Below are 24,406 nucleotides of genomic sequence, written 5' to 3' on the forward strand. Positions count from 1 at the left end.
TCCCTGAGTAGCCCTGAACAGCTGAGCACCTGAAGACCGACGTGGCACGGCGGTGGTAGGCCTGGATCCGCAACTCGCAGGTGATGCCTGACAGGTCTGACCAGGCCAGCCGCATTGACGCGAGGTGGCGGCAAAACTTGCCGAGCCGCGGGTTCGCAAGGTCATCGGCCCGCTTCTCGCGGGCGATCCGCTCGTCCTCGATGCCTACGACGACGACCTCAGCTACGTCCGGGACCTCGGCCTCATCGCGCCCACCGCTCCGGTACGGCCGGCGAACCCGATCTACCGTGAGGTCATAGCCCGGGTTCTGTCGTCGAGTATCCAGGAAAGCGTGACGGCGAACCCGCACTCGTTTATCCGCCCCGACAGAACATTCGATCTTCCCAAGATGCTTGACGAGTTCGCGGACTGGTGGGTCGAGAACGGGGAGTTCCTTACCAGCAGCGGCTACTACAGCGAGGCCGCCCCGCAGCTCATCCTGATGGGCTATCTGCAGCGTGTCGTGAACGGCGGCGGCCAGGTCGAGCCAGCCCGAGGCGGGCGGCCCGCCCGGCAGGGGAGCGGATCCCGAGCGCGGGCCTGAACCTCGGCTGGAAGCGGAGACTCCTGTCGCGCCGAAGACGGAGGTAGATGCCCATTGACGCCGTGGATAGGGCGTGGCTACGTACGAGTCCCTCCGCCACCAGTGGCGCATCGACGCAGGTCAAGCGGCATGTCGATCTCTAAAGGGCAAGTTCATGCAAATATTCGAGGGGACGAATCAGATCCAGCGCCTGGTGATCAGTCGGCACTTGGCAAGGGCTTGATCAGAGGCTGTTCCCGCAGGTCAGAGGCTCCAGCCGGGGTCGGGAATGTCTCGTGATCGGCTCTGGCGCACATTCGGTGGTGACGTGCAGTGATTGTGTTGCGCAACGTCGCCCGCGTCGGCTTCGTCGCGTTTTGTAGCTTTCCAAGGCAGTGTGGCGGCAACTGTCCGAGCGTTCCGTGGCCGAGGAGTCACGCGCCTGCTGCCGGGTATGGGGCAGGTGGATATGGCATTCATCGGTCCGGCTTTGTCCCGCTCGGGCCCCGCCGTGGAGTGGGGAGAAGCAGATGAGCAATGGCATCGATGGCTCCGATCCTTCCGCGGCCGGCGGACGCTCCGAACCTGATCGTTCCGGCTACCGGGTGCCGCCGCGGTCCGACGACCCATCCATGACGTCCTATGACGCGGACTGGTGGGCTGACGCCGGCCCGGCGCGGAGCAGACGGCCGGAGAGGTCGTCGGGTGCCGCGCGGGATGTGGCGGACAGGTCGCAGACCGTCCAGCCGGCGGGACGGCGGGACAGTGGTGACTGGTATGAGGTGCGCCAGGGGTACGCCACGGTCGTGGGCCAGGCGCGCGGAATCACGCAACGCCAGGAAAGCTACGGGGACAACCAGTCGTCCACCGTCCTGACCTTCCGGCTGGAGCGCTACGACACCGACGGCAACCGGCTTCGCCCGGTTCCCGTTCAGATGCGGACGATCGGTTTTGACGGAGCCCTCGGTGACGGTGATGAGATCCTGGTGTCCGGCCAGTGGAAGGACGGCACGCTACACAGCCAGCGGATGGAGAACCTGACGACGGGCGGGGCCGTCAAGGGCCGGTCGATAAAGAAGATGCTGCTGATCTGCCTGGCCGCCCTGGTGGCCATGGCGGTGGTGATCGGTGGTTTCGCGATCTACTCGGAGCATTCTCAGACGCAGAATTTCTGCGAACAGGCCGCGCATGAGGGAATCAGACCGCCGATGTGCTGAAAGCGTCCTGACGAACCCGGCTCGCTGGTCGGGCGGGTGAGGAGTGCGAGGCGTTCATGACGATGCCCACCGGCGTCACCACCGACAGCGTCGACTATCTGCAGCGGATGTCCGTGGCACCCAGCCTGGAGGTGCCGTTCACCGTCGGCGATCCCGACGCGCGGCGGATCCTGCGGATACGCGGGGTGGGCCGCTCGGACCGTGACCCGCGACGGCCCCAGCCTCGGGAGCTGGAGGAGCCCTGGCGGGCTCGTACCGCAGATCTGATCACCGGTCTGTACGGGCACCGGGTCCCGCTGGCGTTCGAGATCGACGGCACCCCGGCCGGGGTGCGGGTACGGCTGGGCACGTGGTCGTCGACAGCACCACCGACGGAGACCCAGGACCGTCGACGGGACGTGCTGGCGGCGGTGCTGGCTGGTCTCTACAGCTCGACAAGCGCCGAGGAAGAGCCGGCGACAGTCAGCAGCCCACTTCCCGCCGGACCGATGCACGGCGGCGCCCCGCTCGGCGGGTTCGCGCTCGGTGTGCCCGACCCCACCGGTATCCAGGAGCAGGACGGTTCCGCGCCGATCGACCGGATCATCGCCGCCCTCAGCGGCACGACCTGGTCGATGCTGGTGCTCGCGCACCCCCTGTCCGAACACGGCGTCGCGCGGGTGCGCCAGCAGGTCCTCAACGAGCTGCGGGCCATCGCGACCGAGGCCGAGGCGGAGGGCGCTCCCAGCCCGCTGGCCGAGCACTACGTCGATCTGCTGAAGGCGACCCTCACGCACCTCGGGGACGGACTGGCCACCGGTGCCTGGCGTACCGGTGTGTACCTGCTCGGCGACGATCAGAGCTACCCGAGGCTCGCGGCGGCCTGGCGCAGTGTCTTCTCCGGAGTGCGGTCTCTGCCGGAACCGGTACGGGTGCACGACCTGCCCGAAGCGGTCGACCTCGCCCAGGACTGGGCACTGCCGGACCAGCCCGGCGAGCCCGGCCCCGGCCTGTACCGGCGGCCCTTCGAGCTGCAGTCGCTGCTGACCACGACGCAGCTGGCCGCCTACGCCCACCTGCCGGAACTGGAGACGCCCGGTTTCATGGTCGAGACCGTGGCCCGGTTCGACACGGCCCCGGCCGACGGGCGCGCGGACGGGCTGCCGGTCGGGCGGATCGTGCAGCGGGGAAGGGAACTGGCGAGCGAGTACCGGGTCAGTCTCGCCTCGCTCACCCGGCACGCGTTCGTCGCCGGTGTCACGGGCTCCGGAAAGTCGAACACCGTGCTGTCGCTGCTGGCCGCCGCGGACCGCGCGCAGGTGCCGTTCCTCGTGGTCGAACCCACGAAGACCGAATACCGGGCGCTCCTCGCGCACCCCACCATCGGGCCGCGCCTGCGGGTGTTCACCGCCGGGAAGCTCGCCTCACCACTGCTACTCAACCCGTTCGAGGTCCCCACCGGCACCGCCGTCAGCGAGCACCTTGACCTCGTCCGGGCCGCCTTCACCGCTGCCTTCGGGATGTGGACACCGCTGCCGCAGATCCTCGAGCGCTGCCTGCACGAGGTCTACACCGACCGCGGCTGGGACCTGCGCACCAACGAGAACTCCAGGCTGCGGCCGGGCGACGAGACCGCGCTCGCGTACCCGACCCTGGCCGACCTCACCGCCAAGGTGAAGGACGTGATCCCGACACTCGGCTACGAGGACCGGATCGCTGGCGACATGCGGGCCGCCCTGGTCACCCGTCTGGAGGGGCTGCGCGCCGGCGGCAAGGGCGCGATGCTCGACGTCGTCCGCTCCCTGCCCTGCGAGGAACTGTTCGGGCAGCCGACTGTGCTGGAACTGGAGGCACTGGGCGACGACGGCGACAAGGCCTTCCTCGCGGCGCTGATCCTCATCCGGCTGGCGGAGTACCGGCGGGCGCAGGGGCAGCGGCCGAGCCTGGCCCACCTGTTGGTGATCGAGGAGGCGCACCGGCTGCTCGCCAACGTCCAGCCGACCACCTCGGAGGAGTCCGCGGACCCACGCGGCAAGGCCGTCGAGACGTTCTCCAACCTGCTGTCCGAGATCCGCGCCTACGGGCAGGGCGTGATCGCTGCCGACCAGATCCCGGTCCAGCTCGCCGCCGGCGTCATGAAGAACACCGACCTCAAGATCGCCCATCGGATCGTCTCCGCGGACGACCGGGAGGCGATGGGCCGCGCCATGGTGATGGACGACGACCAGATCCGCGCCCTGGCCACCCTCGGCGTGGGCGAGGCGGCCGTGTTCAGCACCGGCGAGGACGCCCCCATGCTGGTGCGGATTCCTTTGGTCAAGGACCGGCTGACGACCACCTGGCCCGCGGACGGCGACGTCGCCCGGCACATGGCCGGCTGGCGCCAGGACGCGGCGATGGCAACACTCTTCCTGCCGAGATCGTTCTGCGCGGACACCTGCGCGGACGCGCCGGAGGCGTGCGCCGCCGCCCGGCGCATGACCGGTGACGACTATGTCCAACGCACCATCGCCCGCGTCGTCCTCGCCACCATCGAGGAGAGTGGCGCGCTCGACCGGCTGTGGGGGGACCTGGCGGCCGTCGTCAGCGCCCGCCGGCCACCGGAGATGGGCGAGCACGAGCTGCTGCGCGCGGTGGCCGGGCACGGCGCCGACTGGTATGCCGAGCGGCGCGGAGCGCAGGGGGCGTGGACCTACGCCGACACGGCGCAGGTGGAGGAGCTGTTGCGCGAGATGCTCCTCGACAAGGTCGACGGCGGCGCCGGCGCGGCGACAGCGCGCCGGCGAGCGGCGTTTCAGGCCGCCGCCCGCCGCCTGCACCAACGAACGTTCGCGCCCTACCCGGTCTGCGAGATGGTCTGCGCCCAGGACCCGCCGCTGTGCCTGTACCGCTCGGCCGTCGCCGACGTCGTGGCCAGCGGGCGGTACCAGCAGTCGTGGCTGGGCGCGGACACCGCGGACAGCGCGGACGCCGGACCATGCGGGCCCCGGCGGAAGCAGACCTGGGACGTCTGCCAGGACGCCGCCTACGAGATCACGGAGTTTCCCGAGGAGAACCTGCCGGCGCAGCTCGCCGACGACATCGTCGCGAGTGCGAAGAGGGTGTGCCTCTGCTTCGAGCAGCAGATGCTCGCCGCGGACCCGCGTAAGTCCCCCAGAACCGCGCGGCGGATCCTCGCCCGCGTGCTCACGGAGTCGAGCATATGAGCACCGACAACCCGGGCGGCGGCACCTCCGACGACGACAGTGATCGGCCTCGTACGGAGGACTATTCGGCGATCCTGAATTTTGGTTCGGGTGAGGGAGGCGGCACGCAGCCAGGTCCCCAGGATGATCACAGCGGAGATTCATCCAAGAAAGAAGATGAGGAACTTGAGAAGAAGAGGCGAGAGAACAACGAGCAGCTGGAACGAGAGCTGAGGACGATGCTCAGGAGACGGATCGGCTGAGGCGAGGGCGCAGTGAGCGAGAGTCGGAGCGAGCAGGCCAGCTCATCGAGGACCGACACCGGGCAGAGCTCGGACTCGGCCTCTCGGTCCGAGCGCGGCGACCTCGGTTCTGCCGGCTTCTCCGCGGCGCAGGACGGCCCTCACGAGGGCGAGTCTCATGACGAGACGTACCGTGACGGGGCTGGAACCGACACGGATTCCGGACCCGAACATGGGGCCCGGGATAGGTCCGACGGCGTCGCGGCCAACCGGGATACGGCCGCTGGGCAGCCGGCGTACGGCGGAGTCCCCGGCGGGGATGCCGCGAGCCGGTCCGAGCGCGGCGATCTGACCGGCGGCCCCGACGCGGCCAGCCACAGCGACGTCCAACCGGCCGGCGAGTCGAGTCAGCCAACGGACAGCAGCGGGCGGCCCGCGGCTCGTGATGCCGGGCAGTCGGCGTACGGCGCAGCTGCCGGTAGGGATGCCGCGAGCCGGTCCGAGCGCGGCGATCTGAACCGTACTTCCAACGCCGCCGACGCGTCCAACAAAGCCGCCCACGACAACCTGGGCCGCGGCCCCGCACCGTATAGCCAGAATGCGGCCGACAAGACCGCCAAGCCGCACGGCACGAAGGATTTCCGGACGCGGCCAGCCAGCCCGAGCGAGCGGAAGCTGGAGGACGACCTGCGCAATGGCAGGGGGTCCCCCGAGGTGGCCGGCGCCTACTTCCGTTCGCACGGCTTCCCGCACCTCAAAGGCACGCCGACCTGGAACGAGTCGATCAAGAAGTGGATGTTCCCCGAACAGAAGATCGAGACGGCCCCTGGCAAGGGTGGCGGCCAACTGGCGGGTGGCGGTGCTGGTGGTGGCAGGTCTGCGGATGGTGGCGGTGCGAAGTCGTCGGAGAAGGCGCCCAGCGGGGCGAAGCCGTCCGATGGCAGTGCTGGTGGGGCGAAGTCGGGCGGCGGTGCGGGCGGGGTCGACCAGTCCGACGCCGACCGCGCGGCGGCCCGGCAGCGGGAAGCCGACGACCAGAAGCTGGCCGAGATGGGCACCTCCCGCGAGCAGATCAGGGACAAGGTGAACATGACGAACGGCGCGTTCATGGAGAAGTACGGCCTTGGCGGCTGGTGGAAGTACCCGGCGACTGCCGTGCGCGACCTTCCGCCGGCCATGCTGCGCCGCATCCTGTCCGAGTCTGAGCAGGACAACACCCTGTACCTCCAGCCGAGCGGCCGTATCTCCACGAACGCCGTCGAGACGGCGAACAAGGTCGCGGAATACCAGCCGCCCGACAGCGCGCTCGGCGGCGTCGTGCGCGGCACGGCCCTCCTGGCTGGCGCCTCGGCCGAGGACGCCGAGAGGCTGGGCCGGTTGGCGGACGGCGTGTCCGTGCTCGTGGAGCTTGGGATGGCGTACGCCGCCCGGAAGGTCCGCGCCGGCCAGGCCGAGGGCGGCTCCGGGGGTCCTGGCGGCCGAGGCGTGGGCGACGACTTCAATGCCTCGCCGCGCTCCGACGGGACCGGCTCGGCGGGCAAGGACAGCGGCCCGCGCGCCCGCGTGGAGCGGGACTTCCGCGCCGATTTCGTCAACTACCGCGTCGCCGGCGCCAGGCAGGACTTCGAACGGATCGACTCCGAGACACCGCAGCGTTATCAGGTCTACGAGATCCGCGACGCCCAGGGCGGGAGCGTCTACGTGGGCATCGTCGGTGGAAGAACGGCGCCCCGGGACGCCGTCGACCGCCTCCAGGAGCACCTGCAGACCAAGCCTGGCGAGTTCATCGGCACCGCCGCCACCATCCACGTCCTGGGTACCAACCTGGACGAACGCCTGGCCCGCGCCCTCGAATACGATCTCATTAAAGAGAAGGCGCCGGCCTGGAACTCCCCCCAAGACCCGATGTCGTATGAGCGGAAATATGGCGATAAACCCGAGCCAGCCGAGGTCCGCGCCGCGAACAACACCCACCTTAATTTCACCATCACCATCACCCGGTAGGAGTCTGCTGCGGCCGGCTTTCAGCTTCCGCCTTGGTCGGGCCTGTAGGAACAACAGCGGGCGCTGTTGCATGGGCCGATGTCGTGGTCCATCTCGGTGGTCGAGGCATGATCGAGTGGTGTCTCGTTGCCGCTCGCCCGCCGATGCCGGTGTCGGAGTTCGCCGGGTTCCGGTTCCCGCTCGAGGTGATCGTGCTCTGCGTGCGCTGGTATCTGCGGTTCGCGCTGTCATACCGGGATGTCGAGAAGCGGCGCTGTTGCAGCGAGCTGGTCCTGTACCTGCCGAAAAGTACGTCCGGGCAGGTCGGGCGGCGTGTTCGTACTCGTGCAGGATGCCGCCGAGGCGGTCGCGTCGGCGGATGTCGAGGTGGGCGAGCCGGTCCGGGTCGGTGACCGGTTCGGGCAGCGGTTGGAGTGGCCTGGCATCGGCGATGCCCTGATGTGACCGATGATCGTTGTAGAACGCCTCGTATGCGCGGAGAGCATGCAGGAGGTAGTGCTGGTTCCAGATCAAGGTTCGGTCGAGGAGCTCCCGGCGGCAGGTTCCTACCCACCTTTCCATGATCGCGTTCATGTGTGAGGCTCGGACGCCGCTGCGCACGACCGTGATCCCGGTGTCGGCGAGGATCGCGTCGAACAACGCCGGGTATTTGCCGTCCCGGTCGCGGATGAAGTAGCGGGCGGCGGAGCCGGCGTCGTGGAGGTCCATGGCGAGGTTACGGGCGGCCTGGGTCACCCACGCCCCGGTGAGGCGCGCGGTGGCGCCGAGGATCCGGATGCCTCGGGTGGCGTGTTCGATCACGGCGAGGAGGTAGAGACGCGTCCCGGTCAGGGTCACGGTCTCGAGGAAGTCGGCGGCGAGCGGGCCGTGGGCCTGGGAGCGTAGGAAGCCACGGAGGTCGTTCTACGGTGGGCTCCCACCGTGGCGGGCGTGGAGGGGGACCACGATTGGAGATTGACTTCGCCGATCCGGGGTTTCTGCGGGATCCGTACCCGACGCTCGCCCGGCTGCGGGAGCGCGCCCCGGTGAGCTGGCACGCCGGCACGGGCCGGTGGCTGGCGGCGAGCCACGCCGCGGTCGGCGCGGTGCTGCGCGACCGCCGCCTGGGCCGGCTCTGGCAGGACAAGGAGCCTGCGGCTTTCTTCGCGCCCTTCAACCTGCTGCACCGCAACCAGATGATGGAGAACGAGCCGCCGGCGCATACCCGGCTGCGGTCGCTGGTCGCGCAGGCGTTCAGCCGCGGCCACGTCGAACGCCTGCGCCCGGCGGTGGCGGCCGAGGCCACGGCGCTGCTGGCCGCGGCCGGTCCCGACTTCGACCTGCTCGCCGACGTCGCCGAGCCGCTCGCCGTCACGGTCATCGCCGAACTGCTCGGCGTACCCCGCGCCGACCGGCACCGGCTGCGGCCGTGGTCGGCCGCGATCGTGCGGATGTATGAGGTGGCGCCGTCACCCGCTGCCGAGGCCGCGGCGGTCACGGCCGCGGGCGAGTTCGCCGGCTACCTGCGCCGGCTCGCCGCGCGCCGTCGCGACGACCCGCGCGACGACCTGATCAGCCACCTGGTGGCCGCGCGCGACGGCACCGACCGTCTGTCCGCCGACGAGCTGGTCGCCTCGGCGATCCTGCTGCTCAACGCCGGCCATGAGGCCTCGGTGAACGCACTCGGCGGCGGAGTGGTGGCCCTGCTGCGGCATCCAGACCAGCTGGCCAGGCTGCGCGCCGACCGTACGCTCATCCCGGCCGCGGTCGAGGAGATGATCCGCTACGACCCGCCGCTGCACCTGTTCATCCGCACCGCCACCGCGGACGTCACGGTCGCCGGCGTCACGATCCCGGCCGGGGCCGAGGTGGCCGCGCTGCTCGGTGCCGCCAACCGCGACCCGGCGGTCTTCGCCGACCCGGACTCCTTCGACGCGGGCCGCGACCCCAACCCCCACGTGGGCTTCGGTGCCGGCCTGCACTTCTGCCTCGGCGCACCGCTGGCCCGCATCGAGTTGCAGACAGCCCTGGCCGCGCTCCTCGACCACGCCCCGACCTGGACGCTGGCCGCCGAACCGGTCCAACGCCCCACCTTCGTCCTGCGCGGCTACACCGCCGTCCTGTTGACTCAGCCACCACCACATACCTGAACCACCTGGCTGTCCCGGTCAGGCATCCCGGAGACCTTCCTTGTGGCGTTCCCCGCCAGCGGGTCCTCTTCAGGGGAACGCCACGACCCGCGCGAATTCTCACGAGATGGTGATCGGCTCCGCCGAGTCGGACGGCCGCCGCCGCATGATGCCTGGCTCGGCACCGTGGCTCGCTTGCGTCGACCCACACCGGCCACCCGACCAGCCGCTCACAGATCGGCAACGCCCTGACCAGGTTCTTCAGCCACTGCGCCACCGTCGGCGAGAACGTTCCCGAGATCGTCGCACTCGCCGAGACCGTCTCCACCTGGCGCGAGGAGATCGCCAACACCGTCCTGCGCGGCCTGCCAAACGCCACCACCGAGGGCGTCGACCGGCTGATCAAACTGGTCTACCGCCAAGCGTTCGGCCTCACGTACGTCACCAACCAGCAATGCCGCGCCCGCTACATCGCCTCCCGGAGTAGTCGCCCACTCTGGCTACACACCGTTACAACCGTCGGGCACGTCGAGTGACCACCTGATAGCGACTTCTACCGAACTGCGAAGAGCCACACACCCCCTTGCCCAATGGTCAAGAAACGTTGACCATTGGGGTATGCCTACCGATGATCCTTCCGAGACGTTCCACGTCACCACTGACGAGCAGCTACGCGCCGTTTCCAACCTCACGCGTCACCGGATCATGGCCGTGCTCCGCTTCGAGCCCGCGACGATCACACAGATCGCCGAGCGAGTGGGCCTCGCGAAGGGGAGTTCCAGCTACCACGTACGGCTGCTCGAACGGGCCGGCCTGGTGAAGGTGGTACGAACGCGGAAGGTCCGAGGGGTCACCGAGCGGTACTACGCGATGGCCGCGCGGGCGATCGTGCTGCCGGATCCGGGCGAGGGAGGGCCGGATGTGCTGATGCGGCATGCGGTGGCGGACCTCGAGGCAGCGCCGGTGGACGGCGCGCGGCACGTACGGATGGCGCATCTGCGCCTCACCGACGAGCAGTTCGCGCAGCTGGGGGCGCGGCTGGAGGCACTGGCGGACGAGTACCGGGAGCTGTCCGATCCGTCGCTGCCGGACGCGTCGCTCGTCTTCGCGCTGTTCCACCCGGCACCGCGCGCGCAGGCCGAAGGGGACGCCAAGTGACCTCAGACAGTCGGAAGTTGCCGACGGGGTTCGGACGGCTGTGGTCTGCGCAGACGGTGTCCTCGCTCGGTGACGGGGTGTCGCATGCCGCGCTGCCGCTGCTCGCGTTGATGCTGACGCGGGATCCGATGGCGCTCGCCGTCGTCACGGCCGCCGGAACGCTGCCGTGGCTGCTCTTCGGGGTGCTCGGCGGTGCGCTGGTGGACCGCTGGGACCGTCGGCGCACGATGTGGGGCATGGACGCGGCGCGCGCTGTGCTGCTCGCGATACCGGCGGCAGCGGCCGCGCTCGACGTGCTGAGCATTCCGCTGCTCGCGGCCGTCGCCTTCCTGCTCGGTCTCGGCGGACTCTTCTTTGACACGGCCGCCACGGCCTATCTGCCGGATCTGCTCGGCCGCGACCCCACGCTCCTGCAGCGCGCCAACTCTCGCCTGCGCGGCACCCAGACCGCCGCGTCCGGCTTCGCGGGGCCACCTGCGGGCAGTGCCCTGCTCGCGCTCGGGCAGGCGGTTCCGCTGCTCGCCGACGCGGTGTCGTTCGCCGTCTCCGCGCTGCTCGTACGGTCGCTGCCTGCCGCGCCCCGGCCCGTACCGCAGGCTCGTGAGTCGCTGCTGCGGCAGGCGCGGGCTGGCGCCTCGTACGTATTCCGGGACAAGTTGCTGCTCGGGCTCGCGCTGCGTCCGGCGGTCGGCAACATCGCCTTCCTCGCCGTGGAGACCGTACTCGCCCTCTTCGCGCACGATCGTCTCGGCATCGACACCTTCGGCTTCGGCCTGCTCCTCACGGCAGAGGCCACCGGCGGTCTGTTCGGCGCGGGCATCGCCTCCTTCCTCGGCCGACGGCTCGGCACCGGCGCCGCGCTTACCTGCACGGCGGCAGCCGAGGGACTCGCCATCCTGGGCCTTGCCGCCGCCCCGAACCCGTACATCGCCGGCCTCGCCCTTGCCGTCTGTGGAGCGGGCATGGGCGCCACGATGGTGCTCGGCCCCTCCCTCCGACAGGCGATCGTCCCCGCCCACCTGATGGGCCGGGTCGCCTCCACCTCCCGCATGCTCGCCCTGTGCGCGGCCCCGTTCGGCGCCTTCCTCGGCGGCTGGCTGGCCACCACCTACGACGTACGCACCCCGCTCTACACCGCCGCCGGCCTCCTCCTCGCCATGACCGCCGTCACGTCGACCATGACCAACAACCGCCGGGTTGAGGCGGCGCTGGGTGCCGCCGCCCCGGCCGATGATCCAGATCACCCGGAATCCTTGGATCCCGTTCTGGAGGGTGCCATCTAGGGCTCCGCGAGGTCGTTGAGGGCGCTGTCGCGTTCGGCCGTCGACGTGGTGGGCGGCGGGGAGCTGTTCATCGAGGGCCCGTGGGTGGGCCGCGGCCCGGTCGGTGGTCACCTCGACCGGTCGGCGGCCGTGAGACAGCGCCCGGGTGAAGAACCGCGGCGCCGCTGCCAGGTCCCGCTTCTCGGAGGCGAGCACGTCGATGACCTGGCCGAACTGGTCGATGGCCCTGTGGAGGTATGTCCACCGTCCGGCGACCTTCACGTTGGTCTCATCGCAGAACCACCTGTCACCAGGGCTGTGGCGGCAGGGCCGGGCCGCGTCGATCAGCAGCGGAGTGAACCGCTGCACCCAGCGGAAGATCGTGACGTGGTCGACCTCGAGGCCACGCTCGGCCAGCAACTCCTCGAGATCCCGGTCCGACAGCGCGTACCGCAGATACCACCGGACGCCCAGCACGATCACCTCAGGAGAGAAGCGGAACCCCGCGAACTCCGAGACCGCGACCGGTGGACGAGGGCGGCGAAGCATCACTCGATCATGCCTCGACTACCGATCCGAGCCGCGGCCCCAACCGTGCAACAGTGCCACCCGGGCGGGGTGGACGGCGGAGGCGACGGCTGATGATCGCGACGGTGTGGGTGTTGCGGGTGACGCCCAGGCCGGGGTCCGCTGCGGCTACGCATCACACGGTCACACCGGACGGGGGCCGGCCCGGCTCCTGCGCTTGGCCGACGCAACGGTGCTCGCGGTGGGTGCGACGGCTGGTCCCGCCCGAAACGCCGTACCAGCCGTTGCGTCTTCTATACCTAGCAGTATTATGCATCGTACTTCTAGGGTGTCGAACGGGGTGAGGCCTGGTGAAGGTCGGCAAGGATCTGGTGGCCGCCTCGGCGACGCCGATGGTGCTCGGCATCCTGGCCGAGGAGGAGAGCTATGGCTACGCGATCCTCAAGCGGATCAACGAGTTGTCGGGTGGCGAACTGGACTGGACGGAGGGCCTGCTCTACCCGTTGCTGCACCGACTGGAGCGCCTCGGATGTGTGGAGTCCAGCTGGCGGTCGGTGACCGGCGAGCGGCGGCGTAAGTACTACCGCCTCACCGAGGCGGGTCTGGCCGAGCTGGCCGAGCAGCGCCGTCAGTGGGCCACGGTCATGGACGCGCTCAAGGGAATCTGGCTGGGTCTTGGTGACCGCGGGACGCTGACGGCGATCCCGCTGGAGGGCCGGGCATGACGGCGCGGGAGGGGCAGGAGGAGCTGGAGGCGCAGCTCGCGCAGTGGCGCCAGTACGTGGGGCGTCGCCGGGAGATGCGGCTGACCGACGCCGACGAGCTCGAAGACCATCTCCGTGGTTCCGTGGACGAGCTCGTCGAGGCCGGCCTCAACACGGATGAGGCGTTCCTGGTCGCGGTCAAACGGATGGGTAGCCTCGACGACCTGTCCCGTGAGTTTGCCCGGGAGCACTCCGAACGGCTGTGGAAGCAGTTGGTCCTGACCGCAAACCCGGCCGCGGACGCGCGGTCGCGGCGGGAGCTGCGGGTGATGGCCTTCTGCGCGGCGGGTGCCGCGCTGTCCATCAAGGCGCCAGAGCTGTTCGGGGTGAGGCTGGGCGACGACGCGTCGGCCTCGTTCTACGGGCCGAACGTCAGCCTGCTCGTGCTGCCCTGGCTCGCGGGTTTCCTCGCCTGGCGCCGGCAGGCCCGACGCTCACTGGTCGGGATACTGGTGGCGCTGTTCGCGCTCGGCGCCGTCGCGGCCAACGCCTACCCCCTGGCGGACAGCTCGCAGTCGCTGGTCATCACCAGCATCCACCTGCCCATCGCCCTGTGGCTCGTGGTGGGCCTGGCCTACCTGGCCGACGACTGGCGGTCGTCCCGTCGACGCATGGACTTCATCCGCTTCACCGGTGAATGGTTCATCTACTTCGTCCTCATGGCCCTCGGCGGCGGCGTACTCACCGCATTCACGACCGGCGCCTTCAAAGCCATCGGGATCGTTCCGCAGGAGTTCATCGCGGGGTGGCTCCTTCCGTGTGGCGCGGCGGCCGGGGTCGTCGTGGCCGGATGGCTCGTCGAGGCCAAGCAGAGCGTCGTCGAGAACATCGCTCCGGTGCTCACCCGGCTGTTCACCCCGCTGTTCACAGCGGTCCTGCTCGCCTTCCTCGTCGCCATCGGCTGGACCAGCAACGGCATCGACGTCGAGCGCCAAGCGCTGATCCTGTTCGACCTGCTCCTGGTCATCGTGCTGGGGTTGCTCCTCTACTCGATCTCAGCCCGCGACCCGCTGGCCCCACCCGATCTGTTCGACAAACTGCAGCTCGCCCTCGTGGTAAGCGCGTTGGCCATCGACGTGCTGGTACTCCTGGCCATCACCGGGCGCATCACCGAATACGGCACCACACCGAACAAGGCCGCGGCCCTCGGCGAGAACGTCATCCTGCTCGCCAACCTCGCCTGGTCAGCGTGGCTACTGCTGGGGCTCGTCCGTCGACGCACCCCGTTCGCGACGCTCGAACGCTGGCAGACCGGCTACCTGCCCGTCTACGCCGCCTGGGCCTGGATCGCGGCCCTCGTCTTCCCTCCGCTGTTCAACTACGCCTGACCCGCCCGCGCCCAGATGGCGCCGCCTTGCGAGTTCGACGTCCGTGGCGCCAGGTCGTCTCCCGGTGCCCCAGCCCGGCCGACGCCGTTGCCGGCTGCGACCACGCCGGCAGTCTGATCTCGGCGGGTTCGCGATCTCGTCGTTCGGGTCATGGGGTCGAGTAGATCTCGGTCTCGTTTGGCCGGGCTATCCGGAGCTGGGGGTGAGGGCGGTGAGGGTGTAGTCGACGTGGGTCTGGAAGTCGCCGGCGTTGCCGTCGATCGACAGGCGGTGGTTGCCGGCCGGGATGGTGTTCATCGCGATCCACAGGCCGCACGCGAACGACTGTGTTCCGTCCTCGATCAGGAGGGTCGGTTCGATGGCGGCCGGGCTGAGGGGTTGTTGGTCGAAGGTCGCGTTGCCGTGTGCGGCCGCGAGGAGGTCCTGGCAGTCCGCTTCGGTGTCGGCGCGGAAGTTCACCAGGGGGACGATGAAGACCCGGTCTGCGGGGACCGTGCATGCCCGGGCGGCGTCGCCGCCGTAGGTGCCGGCGAGGAACCACACTCTGGCCGGCTGCCGGTCGGCGCAGGCCCGGCCGTCCGGATCGTCCACCGGGCTGACCTGGCCGGTGGCCGGCGTCGTCGCCCACGTCCACCAGGCCTGCTGCACCTGCTCGGGGCGCAGCCGGTCCTGCGCGTCGAGCAGGTCGGTCGCGTTGTCTCGCGCGGCGGGCGTCGTTGGCGTTGCCGAGGCGGCCATCGGTGTCGGCTGCTGGCTCGCCGCGGTGGTGCCGCCTGGGTTGGAGGAGTTGGCGCACCCTGCGGTGAGCGTTACGACCGCCACCGCGGCGGCTGTCGCGGCTACCCGTCGAGCCCTGCCCCGCATCGCGAAATTCTCCTGCCTGTCCTGTCCCAGATCGCCGCAAACCGGCCGCCACTATCTCAGCTCTGCCGACCGACGCGATCAGCGGCTGACTGAAGTCGGGGTGGCGCGAGAACGCCTGGTGCATCGCGAGCGCTCACAGATCGCTGTTCGTGCCGCCCGGGCGGCATCCCTGGCGCTCCGCGCATGTACCCGCGACATCCGCACCGTCGGCGATCATGCGCCGGCCCTCTCCTCGGCCCAGGACAGGCACAAGGCTCGGGCGTCGGGTCGCCGTCGCGGCGACGGTGGTGTAGCTGCCTGCTCCTGGCCGGAACCGTGATCTCGACGGGTGCCTGTGGGGAATGTCTGACCTGCAGGACAGTCCCGGCTCGGGCGTATTCTCGGCGGGCGCTTGGTATGACTGCTACGTCGTGAGAGTGACTGTTCATGCTGTCAGCGCCAGGGGAGCGGTGGCCGTCGCGGCAGTGCGGCCCGACGGGCGTTACGGGGGCCGGAGGATGCGGGAGCGTCTGCTCGGGCGGGTGCGGTCACGGCTGGAAAGATCTGCGGTCGAGTGGAAGGCTGGCCGCGCTGTCTACCTGCTAGGCAAGACGATGCTGACCGGTAGCCAGTCGGCGCTGAACGATGCGATCGACCTGCTCCGGCAGGCTGTGGACGCTACTCCTGTTGATCGCCCTGACCGCGCCGGGCGGTTGTCCAACCTCGGCGCCGCCTTGAGCATCCGGTATGAGCGCAATGGGAGACCAGCGGACCTGAATGATGCGGTCGCTGCCATGCAGGCCGCGGTGGATGCCACGCCCGTTGACCATCCCGGGCGCGCCGTGGACCTGTCCAACCTTGGCAACGCCCTGCGCATCCGGTTCGAACAGGTCGGGAGGCTGGCGGACCTCGAGGCCGCGATTGCGGCGGGACAGGCCGCGGTGGACACCGTTCCCGTCGACCATCCCGGCCGCGCTGGGATGCTGTCCAACCTCGGCAACGCTCTGAACAGACGGTTCGGGTGGGGCGGCGAGCTGGCGGACCTGGAGGCTGCGATTGCGGCGGGACAGGCCGCAGTGGATGCCACGCCCGCCAACCATGCCGTCCGTGCCAGGCGGTTGTCCAACCTCGGTGACGCCCTGCGTGTCCGGTTCGAACGGGTCGGGGAAATGGCGGACCTGGAGGCCGCGATTGTGGCCGGTCAGGCCGCGGTGGAGGCCACCCCCGTTGGCCACCCTGACCGGGCCGTGTACCTGTCCAACCTCGGTAACGCCCTGTACGTCCGGTTCGAACGGGTCGGGGAAATGGCGGACTTGGACGCGGCGATTGTGGCCGGTCAGGCCGCGGTGGACGCCACGCCCGTCGATCACCCCACCCGCGCCGCGATGCTGTCCAACCTCGGTGGCGCTCTGCGCGTCCGGTTCGAACGGGTCGAGGAACTGGCGGACTTGGACGCGGCGATTGTGGCCGGTCAGGCCGCGGTGGACGCCACCCCCGTCGATCACCCCACCCGCGCCGCGATGCTGTCCAACCTCGGTAACGCCCTGCGCGTCCGGTTCGAACGGGTCGGGGAAATAGCGGACTTGGACGCGGCGATTGTGGCCGGTCAGGCCGCGGTGGACGCCACGCCCGTCGATCACCCCGACCGCGCCGCGATGCTGTCCAACCTTGGCAACGCCCTGAGTAGCCGATTCGAACGCGACGGTGAGCCGGCGGACCTGGACGCCGCGATCAGCGACTACCGGGCGGCGGTTGGGATGGGCGGAGCGGCGCCGCGGGTGCGGGCGGGCGCGGCGCATGGCTGGGGGCTGGCCGCGGCACGCGGAGGGCGGTGGCTAGAAGCCGTGGCGGGGTATGCCGCGGCGATCGAGTTGCTGGGGCAGGTCGCGCCGCGCAGCCTGAAGCGCGGCGATCAGGAGCATCTGCTGGCCGAGCTCGGGAATCTGGGCGCGGACGCGGCGGCCTGCTGCGTACGGGCGGGGCTGATCGGCCGGGCGGTGGAGTTGTTCGAGCAGGGTCGGGGGGTGCTGCTGGGTCAGGCGTTGGACACCCGCACCGATGTGACCGCTCTTGCCGAGCAGCATCCCGACCTGGCGGCATCGTTCATCGACCTGTGTACCGCCTTGGACCAGGCCGACGAGCTGCCCGGGCTGACGCAGTCCCAGGTCGGTGAGGATGCGGCCGCGACCGGCGCCGAACGCCGGGCGGCAGGCGTGGCGTTCGACGATCTGATCGCCCGGATTCGCGGGCTGGCCGGGTTCGAGGGGTTTCTCCATCCACCGCCGGTCGCGGAACTGTTGGCGACGGCGACTGACGGCCCGGTGGTAGTCGTGGCGGTCTCGGAGTTCGGTTCGTATGCGCTGCTGCTGACAGCCGGAGGGGTGGAGGCGGTGCCGCTGGCCGGGCTGACGCCGCAGGCGGTGCACGACCAGGTGATCGCCCTCCTCGGCACGCTGGATGACACCATCCCGGCGCCGCAGGGGCCGTTGGGTGAGATCGTCGGCTGGTTGTGGGATGTCCTCGCCGGCCCAGTGCTCGACCGTCTGGACGTCGTCGGCCCGCCGCGCAATGGCGGCCGGTGGCCGCGGTTGTGGTGGTGCACCTCGGGGCTCCTGTCGTTTCTGCCGGTGCACGCCGCCGGCCATCACAACACCCGGTTCGACCCGTCCCCGGCGACCGTCCTGGACAGGGCGATCTCCTCGTACACCCCCACCATCCGGGCTTTGGCCCACGCCCGCCGCACCAGCCCGCTACCGGGCGGCAGCCGTGTCAGCCTCCAGGACGATGGCCGGCTGGTCGCGGTAGCCATGCCCCACACTCCCGACGCCTCCGACCTACCCGGAGCCCAGGTCGAAACCACCAGCCTGCAGGCCCGCTTCTCCGGCCAGGTCGACCTGCTCACCGGTCCGCAGGCAACCAGGCAAGCGGTGCTCGGCCGGCTACCGACCGCCCGATGGGCGCACTTCGCCTGCCACGGCACCGCCAACACGGCCGACCCGTCCGCCAGCCGGCTGTTGCTCGCCGACCACCAGACCCGGCCGCTGACCGTCCTCGACGTCGCCCGGCTTCGCCTGCACGACGCGGAACTGGCGTTCCTTTCCGCCTGCGAAACAGCCCGGCCAGGCGAGCGGCTGACCGACGAGGCAATCCATCTGGCCTCGGCGTTCCAGCTCGCCGGCTACCGGCACGTGATCGCCACGCTCTGGCCGATCAGCGACCTGCACGCCGCCGACATCGCCGACGACATCTACACCACCCTCGCCACGACCGGGGACGCCGCCGCCGCCGTCCACACCGCCACCCGCCAGCTCCGCGGCCTGTGGGCCCGCATGCCGTCGATCTGGGGATCCCACATCCACGTCGGCATCTGACACCCACGCCCCTCGCAAGGCCCGACACCCCGACATATACCTGGGGGAGCGACACGATGCACACCAACGACACCAGCCCGGTGGCCAGCGACGACGGTGTGCTGGAGGCCGCCCGGGCGCCGAGGCCGTCTCCTATGACATGAGGCGTCATCACGGGAATGACATGAGGCGTTATCACGGGAACGCCAACCAACGATCAGTTGACCTGCGCGGACGCGTGGGTCACGGGGATGGTCTTCTCCGCGTTATCACGGGAACAGGACAGGGACGGGCCGTGCCGCCGACGGTCACGATTCCCGGCGGCCAACCCTCGCCGCTTTAGACGTTGTGTGCGAGGAGTCCGAGGTCGCGCAGGCTTTCGGCGGTGTCGACGATCGTTGCCTCGACGGGGCGTGGCCGCCAGCCGAGCTCGGTGCGGGCGCGGTCGTTGTGGATGATCGGTCGGGGCAGGTCGGCGCCGGGCGCCTCTTCTGTGGGCACGCCCACGGCCAGCGGCCCGAGGCGTGCGCGCAGGGTCTGGGCCACCGTCAGGTAGCTGATCGTCGGGCCGTCGGCGACGGCCAGGAATCGCTGGCCGGCGGCCTTCGGCGCGGCCATCGCGCGGATGTGCAGGTCGGCGACGTCGCGGACGTCGGCGAGGCCGAACCGGGCGCGGGGCGCGACCGGCATCGTCCCGTCGACCATCGCCTTGATCAGCTGGGTGGATGAGCGGAGGTCCGAGGTGAGGGTCGGGCCGAGGATGAACGTCGGGTTGATGGCGACCAGCTCCGTGTCGCCGCCCTCGCGCGCCATGAAGTCCCAGGCGGCCCGTTCGGCGATCGTCTTGGACCGTGGGTAGGGCGCGAGGCCGGGCGTGTCGGGATCGGTCCAGTCGTCCTCGGTGAACTCGGCGCCGGGCTTGGGCGTGTATCCGACCGCGGCGAACGAGGACGTCAGCACCACGCGGCGGGCGCCCGCGTCGCGCGCGGCCCGCAGTACCCGCAGCACGCCGTCGCGGGCGGGCACGATCAGATCGTCCGGGTTCTCCGGCTGGACGTAGGGCAGTGGGCTGGCGACGTGATAGATCTCCGCGCTGCCGGTCATCGCCTTGGCCCACCCGTCGTCCGCGGTCAGGTCCGTGGCGACCAGCTCCAGGCCGCCGTCGTCCGCGCCGCCGCGGCGCACGGCCGCGCGCAGCCCGTCCGAGCGTTCCAGCGAGCGCACCGTGGCGCGCACGGGAGTTCCGCCGCGCAACAGCGCGGCGATCAGCTGCGTGCCCACATATCCGGACCCACCGGTGACCAGGGCCAGATCGGTTGTCATGGTGTTCCTTCCGTCGTGGTTGCTCCAGCCGAGCCTGCGGGCGGCGGCGTGGGCGGGGGAGTGCCCGGGCGTTCCTGGGAGTGGCAGGACCCCCCACCGCCGGCGCGGGCCGACCTATGGTCGACGGGTGAGCGACGGACCGAACCCGCTGGGCGAGTACCTGCGTGCCCGGCGCGCGCTGGTCACTCCCGAGCAGGCGGGCATCCCGCAGCTCGGGGCGCGCCGGGTGCCCGGGCTGCGGCGCGAGGAGGTCGCGATGCTCGCCGGGATCAGCGCCGACTACTACCTGCGGCTGGAGCAGGGGCGCGACCGTAGCCCATCGGCGCAGGTCCTGGAGTCGCTGGCGCGGGTGCTGCGGCTCGACGCGGCCGGGCTGGAGTACCTGCTCGGCCTCGCGGACGGCCACTCCCGCCGGCCGCGGCGGCGCGAGCGCCGGCGCGAGGTCGTGTCGGAGAACATCCGCGCCCTGCTGGACGCCGTCACGTTCCCCGCCTTCGTGGAGAGCCGGTACTTCGACATCCTGGCCGCGAACCCGATGGCGGCGGTCCTCTCGCCGCGATTCGTCGTCGGGCGCAACCGGGTGCGCGACTACTTCCTCGAACCCGCCGAACGGGACTTCTACCCCGACTGGGAGAACTCGGCGCGGGGGATCATCGCCGGGTTCCGCACCTCGGTGGGCAGCGATCTCGACGACCCGCGGTTCGTCGAGATCGTGGGCGAGCTGTCCCTGGCCAGCGACCTCTTCCGCACCCTCTGGGCACGTCAAGACGTCGTCCGCCGCGAAGGCACCACCATGACGGTGCACCACCCCGAGGCCGGCGCACTCACGCTCTACCGAGAGAAGCTGCCGATCCCGGGCGCCGCGGGGCAGGTCCTGGCGCTGTGGCACGCCGCCGCCGGCTCGCCGGCTGAGGAGAAGCTCGCGTTACTGGCCTCCTACGCGCTGCGGGTTCGCGACCCCGCGAGCGATCCCGACAGCGAGGCCGCCGGGGCGGCCCGTACGTCGCACCGCGGACCGCAGCCGACCTGACGGCATCCGTAGCGGGACGCTTCTCGATCTTGTCGGTAAACGACCGTTTACCGACAAGATCGGGCGATCTGCCTGGCTGCGGGGCACTGGTCGGGCAGGTGTTCCGGTACGGTTCAGCGGCCAGGTAGCGGGTCCATTCCTGTTCGTCGAGGCCCCGGCCGGCGCGTTGGCGGGCCATCTGGACTGCGGCGTTCCGCAGCTCCTGAAGCACGCTGGCGTCCCACAGCCGTACGGTGCCATCCTCGCCGCCGGTGGCCAGCAGCCCGTCCGGGCCGAACGCCACCGAGCTGACCGAGCCGGTGAGGGGGTCGCCTAGCGGACGTGGTGCGGCTCGGTCGGTCACGTCCCACAGCCGCACCGTGCCATCCCCGCTGCCGGCGGCCAGCAGGCTGTCCGGACCGAATGCCACCGAGTTGACCCAGTTGGTGTGGCCGGCGAGCGCCCTGCCGATGGGGTGGGGTGCGGCCCTGTCGGTCACGTCCCACAGCCGCACCGTGCCATCCCCGCTGCCGGCGGCCAGCAGACCGTCCGGACCGAACGCCACCGAGCTGACCGTGTCGGTGTAGCCGGCGAGCGGTTTGCCGGTGGGGTGCGGTCCGGTCGGTCACGTCCCACAGCTGCACCGTGCCGTCCTCGCTGCCGGTGGCCAGCAGACCGTCCGATGGAGGGTGGGCCGCGGCCCCGGCTCAGGAGGAGGCAGCGCGGCGGCTCCTCAGCACCGCGAAGGCAACTAGAACCATGCCGATCGGGATGGCAAGCAGGGCGCACACGCCGGTCGACAAGTGGGTCAGCAGACGCAACGCGACGAACATGGCCGGGAAGGCGAACGTTCCGTCGAGCACCGGATGGCGCCGAGCCCAGGCCCGGCTCTGTCCCCAGGGGACGAGCGCCCGGGCGCCGAGGCAACAGAATTCGACCGCACCCACAATGCGCACCGCGAGGCCGTGGTCGACGAAGATCATCGAGACCGCGAGGGTGAAATAGAGGACCGCCAGTGCCACCCGGGTTCCGACCCGCGGTTCCGGCCACACGATTGACCAGCGCTCCCTTTTCTGGCGGGTCGCCTCCATGGGGCATCTCCCTCACGTTCGTCGGCGGACATCTTCCGCCGCAGCCCGCCATTTACTTTGGCCAGTCCGGATCGGTTCAAGGTGTGCCTGTCACGGATGCGACATACCGTTCATTCAGCCCTCACCCCCGGCGCCAGATCGCCGGCGGAAGGAGATCCGCTGTTCGACGGTGGTGGAACAAGATCTCCACCGGGCCGGGCCGCGGCGGCGGCGACCATTCCGCCCAAGACCGTGTCTCGCCGAACGCATATTGACACGCCGCCGCCTCGCCGCACATGCCCATCGATATCGATGTCATGTCGGACCACCGACAAAGACTTTGGAGCTTCCTTACCGCCCGGGGTCTGGCGGAAGAACCCGGCCGATGCATTCGGAGAGCCGAGAAGGAACGAGGACGCACCGTGTAATACCGCCTGACGTGCGTGGATCATGTTCGGGTCCCGGCATGGAGACAGATCGCGGGCACGCCCGGGTGCGGACCGAGGGCGTTGTTGCGTTGAGCGAGCGCGAGGCATGGCAGCGGCGGGTTGGCGGCCTGGTCAGATGGTGAGGGCCAGCTCGGTGAAGGCTGCGGCGAGCCGGCGGTGGGGTTCGGTGTCGGTGGCGAGTTCGTAGTGGCCGCGGCGAACGTTCTGGACGAAGGCGTGCCCGGAGGCGATGACCTGGGGAACCGGGCCCGCGTGCGCGTCCATCGTCGCGAGGCGACGGACCGCAGCTACGACGACGTCGCCAGCATCGATGGCCGCCTCGGCGAAGGTGAGGCCAAACCGCTGTGCGCGGCAGGACCGGGCACGTCCAAATTCGCTGCGCCTCCAAGACGCTGTGCTTGCGGCGGCGGACCGGGTGGGGAGCCCGGACGCCGCGAGCGTGATCTTCGGCTGCTCGACGAGTGGGACGCAGACGGGGCCGAGGCGGGCAACACCACAGGTCGGGCCAGGTAGCCTCCTGGTCTGCCCGGTTGGCGCGGGGAAGCGCCGGCGGATGACGGTATCGGGGGAGCACGTGGATAGTCCCGCAGTCAGTCGCGCCCGTCTCGTCGCGTGCGCGGGTCCCTTGGCGGCTGTGATCATCGGGATCCTCGGGATTTCCGGGTGCGGCGGTTCCGCCGACGGCGGCGCGTCGTCGACGGCAGCGGGGACGACACCGCGGACCGCGGCGGCCACACCGGCCACGGCCGGGGCTCCGGCCACCGCATCCCCGGCGTCGGCGCCGGCGGAACCGTCTTTGAATCCCTGCGGTGTCGTCTCAGCGCGGGAGGCTGAGCGGCTCGCGGGAACCGCGCTACTCAGTCCGGTCGCGGAGGACGAGACCTGCGTCTATGCCGCGACGCCCGACGGACCGACGGCTCAGGTCGAGGTCCGCGTCGGTCAGACCGCGGTCGACTACTACACGGCCGATCGCGGGACCGGCCACACGATGCAGCCGCTCACCGGTATCGGCGACGAGGCCTACATCTGGGAGTACGCCGTCTTCGTCGCCAAGGGCGACTCCCGTGTGTCGATCAATCTCGTCCGTGGCAACGACCCGGCGGACAACCGGGGCCCCCTGGAGAACCTGGCTCGCACCGTCGCCGATCGGATTTGACCCGCGCGGGACGGGCCCCCTGGTTCCCGACGCCGAGGCTGGACATGAGGGCGGCCGGGCAGCGGTCGCCGCGCGGCCCCAGCCGATACCGCCTTTTCGATCCTGGCGAGGTCGCCGGCGGTCAGCCGCAGCCGCACCGCGGGCAGCGCCTCGACCAGACGTTCACGGGCGCGGGCACCGACCAGCGGCACGATGTCATCGCCCACGCGGCGACCCAAGCGATGGCGAGCTGGGGGACTGCGCAGCCTTCGCCTCGGCGACCGGGCGCAGCGCGTCGACCAGGGCGAGGTTGTGCTCCACGTTGCCGCTAGTGAAACGCGGGCTGACGCCGCGGAGGTCGCCGGATCCGGCGTCACGGTCCGAGCTCCAATGGCCCGAGATCAGGCCCCGGCCGAGGACTCCGTAGGCGGTCAGTCCGATGCCGAGTTCCCTCAGGGAGCATCGGGCCGCTTCATGCCCGTGGCCTGGTGCTCGTGGACGGGCTTCGGCAACGACTTGCCGGTGGGCGACGACCGACGCTCCCGGTGCGTCGTCAGCCTTGGCGCCCAGCACGTCAGGACCCGACCAGCCGGACCTGGTGGGATAGACATTCCCGCACAAAAATTCCGACGTCGGCGCCGGTACCAGACGTAGTCGCCGTGAGGTCTGAAACGTCTGCGCTCCGCACAGGTCGTCGGCGCTGGGCACGCGTTCGTGCAGAACCTCCGCCGCGGCCACTACGAACTGGGCATCGACGTCGAACCACGTCAGCGGCCCGCGGCCGCCTTCACCGAACTCACCACGGTCATCTGACCGCCACCGCAACCAGAGGCCGTCATGCCTCGCATCGGCCCATGCAGCGCCATCTCGGCAGCAGCAGGTCAGAACGC

18 protein-coding genes and 5 pseudogenes are annotated in these 24,406 nt (G+C 70.3%); 17 read left to right on the top strand and 6 right to left on the bottom strand.

The annotated features are described in order from the left end of the window. The first annotated feature begins 124 nt into the window (after positions 1-124). The 11 genes and pseudogenes from FRCN3DRAFT_RS0213530 (at position 125) to FRCN3DRAFT_RS0213575 (ending at position 11,738) form a co-directional block, all read left to right on the top strand. Entirely contained in the window at positions 125-583 is a 459-nt protein-coding gene (locus tag FRCN3DRAFT_RS0213530) for a hypothetical protein (RefSeq protein ID WP_007516239.1), read from the top strand. Between the two features lie 785 nt (positions 584-1,368). After that, a complete protein-coding gene (locus FRCN3DRAFT_RS54045) occupies positions 1,369-1,779 on the top strand; it encodes a hypothetical protein (RefSeq protein WP_131803651.1) in 411 nt (136 codons plus the stop codon). 56 nt (positions 1,780-1,835) lie between these two features. Beyond that, positions 1,836-4,964, top strand: coding sequence for an ATP-binding protein (locus tag FRCN3DRAFT_RS54050; protein WP_007516241.1), 3,129 nt, complete (start codon positions 1,836-1,838; stop codon positions 4,962-4,964). Continuing rightward, a complete protein-coding gene (locus FRCN3DRAFT_RS54055; protein WP_007516242.1) occupies positions 4,961-5,206 on the top strand; it encodes a hypothetical protein in 246 nt (81 codons plus the stop codon). The genes FRCN3DRAFT_RS54050 and FRCN3DRAFT_RS54055 overlap by 4 nt, the downstream gene beginning before the upstream one ends. 693 nt (positions 5,207-5,899) lie before the next feature. Next, a complete protein-coding gene (locus FRCN3DRAFT_RS0213545) occupies positions 5,900-7,189 on the top strand; it encodes a GIY-YIG nuclease family protein (RefSeq protein WP_131803652.1) in 1,290 nt (429 codons plus the stop codon). Between the two features lie 149 nt (positions 7,190-7,338). Further along, positions 7,339-7,437, top strand: a pseudogene (locus tag FRCN3DRAFT_RS52995) (IS6 family transposase); the annotation flags it as partial. A gap of 64 nt (positions 7,438-7,501) precedes the next feature. Beyond that, positions 7,502-7,633: a hypothetical protein gene (locus FRCN3DRAFT_RS58150; RefSeq protein ID WP_007516244.1), complete on the top strand. Its 132-nt coding sequence runs from the start codon at positions 7,502-7,504 to the stop codon at positions 7,631-7,633. A 503-nt stretch (positions 7,634-8,136) separates the two neighbouring features. Beyond that, complete coding sequence (locus FRCN3DRAFT_RS0213565) at positions 8,137-9,318, top strand: cytochrome P450 (protein ID WP_035924739.1); 1,182 nt, start codon at positions 8,137-8,139, stop codon at positions 9,316-9,318. Positions 9,319-9,545: 227 nt separating this feature from the next. Continuing rightward, positions 9,546-9,833, top strand: a complete 288-nt coding sequence (locus FRCN3DRAFT_RS51430; RefSeq protein WP_084174313.1) for a transposase — start codon at positions 9,546-9,548, stop codon at positions 9,831-9,833. Positions 9,834-9,915: 82 nt separating this feature from the next. Then, positions 9,916-10,455, top strand: coding sequence for an ArsR/SmtB family transcription factor (locus FRCN3DRAFT_RS0213570; protein WP_007516246.1), 540 nt, complete (start codon positions 9,916-9,918; stop codon positions 10,453-10,455). Between the two features lie 17 nt (positions 10,456-10,472). Continuing rightward, positions 10,473-11,738: an MFS transporter gene (locus FRCN3DRAFT_RS0213575; protein ID WP_232794033.1), complete on the top strand. Its 1,266-nt coding sequence runs from the start codon at positions 10,473-10,475 to the stop codon at positions 11,736-11,738. Positions 11,739-11,770: 32 nt separating this feature from the next. On the opposite strand, the pseudogene FRCN3DRAFT_RS51435 reads toward FRCN3DRAFT_RS0213575, so the two are convergent. After that, positions 11,771-12,266 (bottom strand): annotated as a pseudogene (locus tag FRCN3DRAFT_RS51435) (IS6 family transposase); the annotation flags it as partial. 329 nt (positions 12,267-12,595) lie between these two features. Between FRCN3DRAFT_RS51435 and FRCN3DRAFT_RS0213585 the strand changes: the two are divergent. Continuing rightward, positions 12,596-12,970, top strand: a complete 375-nt coding sequence (locus FRCN3DRAFT_RS0213585; protein WP_007516248.1) for a PadR family transcriptional regulator — start codon at positions 12,596-12,598, stop codon at positions 12,968-12,970. Continuing rightward, complete coding sequence (locus FRCN3DRAFT_RS0213590; protein ID WP_007516249.1) at positions 12,967-14,337, top strand: permease prefix domain 1-containing protein; 1,371 nt, start codon at positions 12,967-12,969, stop codon at positions 14,335-14,337. Before FRCN3DRAFT_RS0213585 ends, FRCN3DRAFT_RS0213590 begins: the two co-directional genes overlap by 4 nt. A 186-nt stretch (positions 14,338-14,523) precedes the next feature. Here FRCN3DRAFT_RS0213590 and FRCN3DRAFT_RS51440 read toward each other — a convergent pair whose 3' ends face one another. After that, positions 14,524-15,159: a hypothetical protein gene (locus FRCN3DRAFT_RS51440; protein WP_051466249.1), complete on the bottom strand. Its 636-nt coding sequence runs from the start codon at positions 15,157-15,159 to the stop codon at positions 14,524-14,526. An 815-nt stretch (positions 15,160-15,974) separates the two neighbouring features. Here FRCN3DRAFT_RS51440 and FRCN3DRAFT_RS0213600 point away from each other — a divergent pair. Beyond that, complete coding sequence (locus FRCN3DRAFT_RS0213600; protein WP_051466250.1) at positions 15,975-18,551, top strand: CHAT domain-containing protein; 2,577 nt, start codon at positions 15,975-15,977, stop codon at positions 18,549-18,551. Positions 18,552-18,869: 318 nt separating this feature from the next. Here FRCN3DRAFT_RS0213600 and FRCN3DRAFT_RS0213605 read toward each other — a convergent pair whose 3' ends face one another. Then, entirely contained in the window at positions 18,870-19,853 is a 984-nt protein-coding gene (locus tag FRCN3DRAFT_RS0213605) for an NAD-dependent epimerase/dehydratase family protein (RefSeq protein ID WP_007516252.1), read from the bottom strand. Between the two features lie 127 nt (positions 19,854-19,980). On the opposite strand from FRCN3DRAFT_RS0213605, the gene FRCN3DRAFT_RS0213610 reads away from it, so the two are divergent. Then, entirely contained in the window at positions 19,981-20,883 is a 903-nt protein-coding gene (locus FRCN3DRAFT_RS0213610) for a helix-turn-helix domain-containing protein (RefSeq protein ID WP_007516253.1), read from the top strand. A gap of 256 nt (positions 20,884-21,139) precedes the next feature. Here FRCN3DRAFT_RS0213610 and FRCN3DRAFT_RS53000 read toward each other — a convergent pair. From FRCN3DRAFT_RS53000 to FRCN3DRAFT_RS53005, 3 genes and pseudogenes are all read right to left on the bottom strand, one after another. Further along, positions 21,140-21,427: pseudogene (locus tag FRCN3DRAFT_RS53000) on the bottom strand (WD40 repeat domain-containing protein); the annotation flags it as partial. A gap of 142 nt (positions 21,428-21,569) precedes the next feature. After that, positions 21,570-21,953, bottom strand: coding sequence for a hypothetical protein (locus FRCN3DRAFT_RS0213620; protein ID WP_007516255.1), 384 nt, complete (start codon positions 21,951-21,953; stop codon positions 21,570-21,572). A gap of 539 nt (positions 21,954-22,492) precedes the next feature. Then, positions 22,493-22,618: pseudogene (locus FRCN3DRAFT_RS53005) on the bottom strand (IS6 family transposase); the annotation flags it as partial. A 559-nt stretch (positions 22,619-23,177) separates the two neighbouring features. Here FRCN3DRAFT_RS53005 and FRCN3DRAFT_RS56165 point away from each other — a divergent pair. Next, the gene (locus tag FRCN3DRAFT_RS56165; protein ID WP_007516257.1) at positions 23,178-23,537 is read left to right on the top strand and encodes a hypothetical protein; all 360 of its coding nucleotides are present in this window, start codon (positions 23,178-23,180) and stop codon (positions 23,535-23,537) included. Positions 23,538-24,179: 642 nt separating this feature from the next. Beyond that, positions 24,180-24,329, top strand: a pseudogene (locus FRCN3DRAFT_RS53010) (IS6 family transposase); the annotation flags it as partial. Positions 24,330-24,406: the final 77 nt, after the last annotated feature.

It is taken from the genome of Pseudofrankia saprophytica, assembly GCF_000235425.2.
Classification (GTDB): Bacteria; Actinomycetota; Actinomycetes; order Frankiales; family Frankiaceae; genus Pseudofrankia; species Pseudofrankia saprophytica.

Bases quoted from the DNA above. Each gene is read 5' to 3' on its own strand.
- FRCN3DRAFT_RS0213570 (WP_007516246.1), top strand. From the start codon at position 9,916: ATGCCTACCGATGATCCTTCCGAGACGTTCCACGTCACCACTGACGAG.
- FRCN3DRAFT_RS54055 (WP_007516242.1), top strand. From the start codon at position 4,961: ATGAGCACCGACAACCCGGGCGGCGGCACCTCCGACGACGACAGTGAT.
- FRCN3DRAFT_RS0213590 (WP_007516249.1), top strand. From the start codon at position 12,967: ATGACGGCGCGGGAGGGGCAGGAGGAGCTGGAGGCGCAGCTCGCGCAG.
- FRCN3DRAFT_RS54050 (WP_007516241.1), top strand. From the start codon at position 1,836: ATGACGATGCCCACCGGCGTCACCACCGACAGCGTCGACTATCTGCAG.
- FRCN3DRAFT_RS0213620 (WP_007516255.1), bottom strand. From the start codon at position 21,953: ATGGAGGCGACCCGCCAGAAAAGGGAGCGCTGGTCAATCGTGTGGCCG.
- FRCN3DRAFT_RS0213605 (WP_007516252.1), bottom strand. From the start codon at position 19,853: ATGACAACCGATCTGGCCCTGGTCACCGGTGGGTCCGGATATGTGGGC.
- FRCN3DRAFT_RS0213600 (WP_051466250.1), top strand. From the start codon at position 15,975: ATGCAGGCCGCGGTGGATGCCACGCCCGTTGACCATCCCGGGCGCGCC.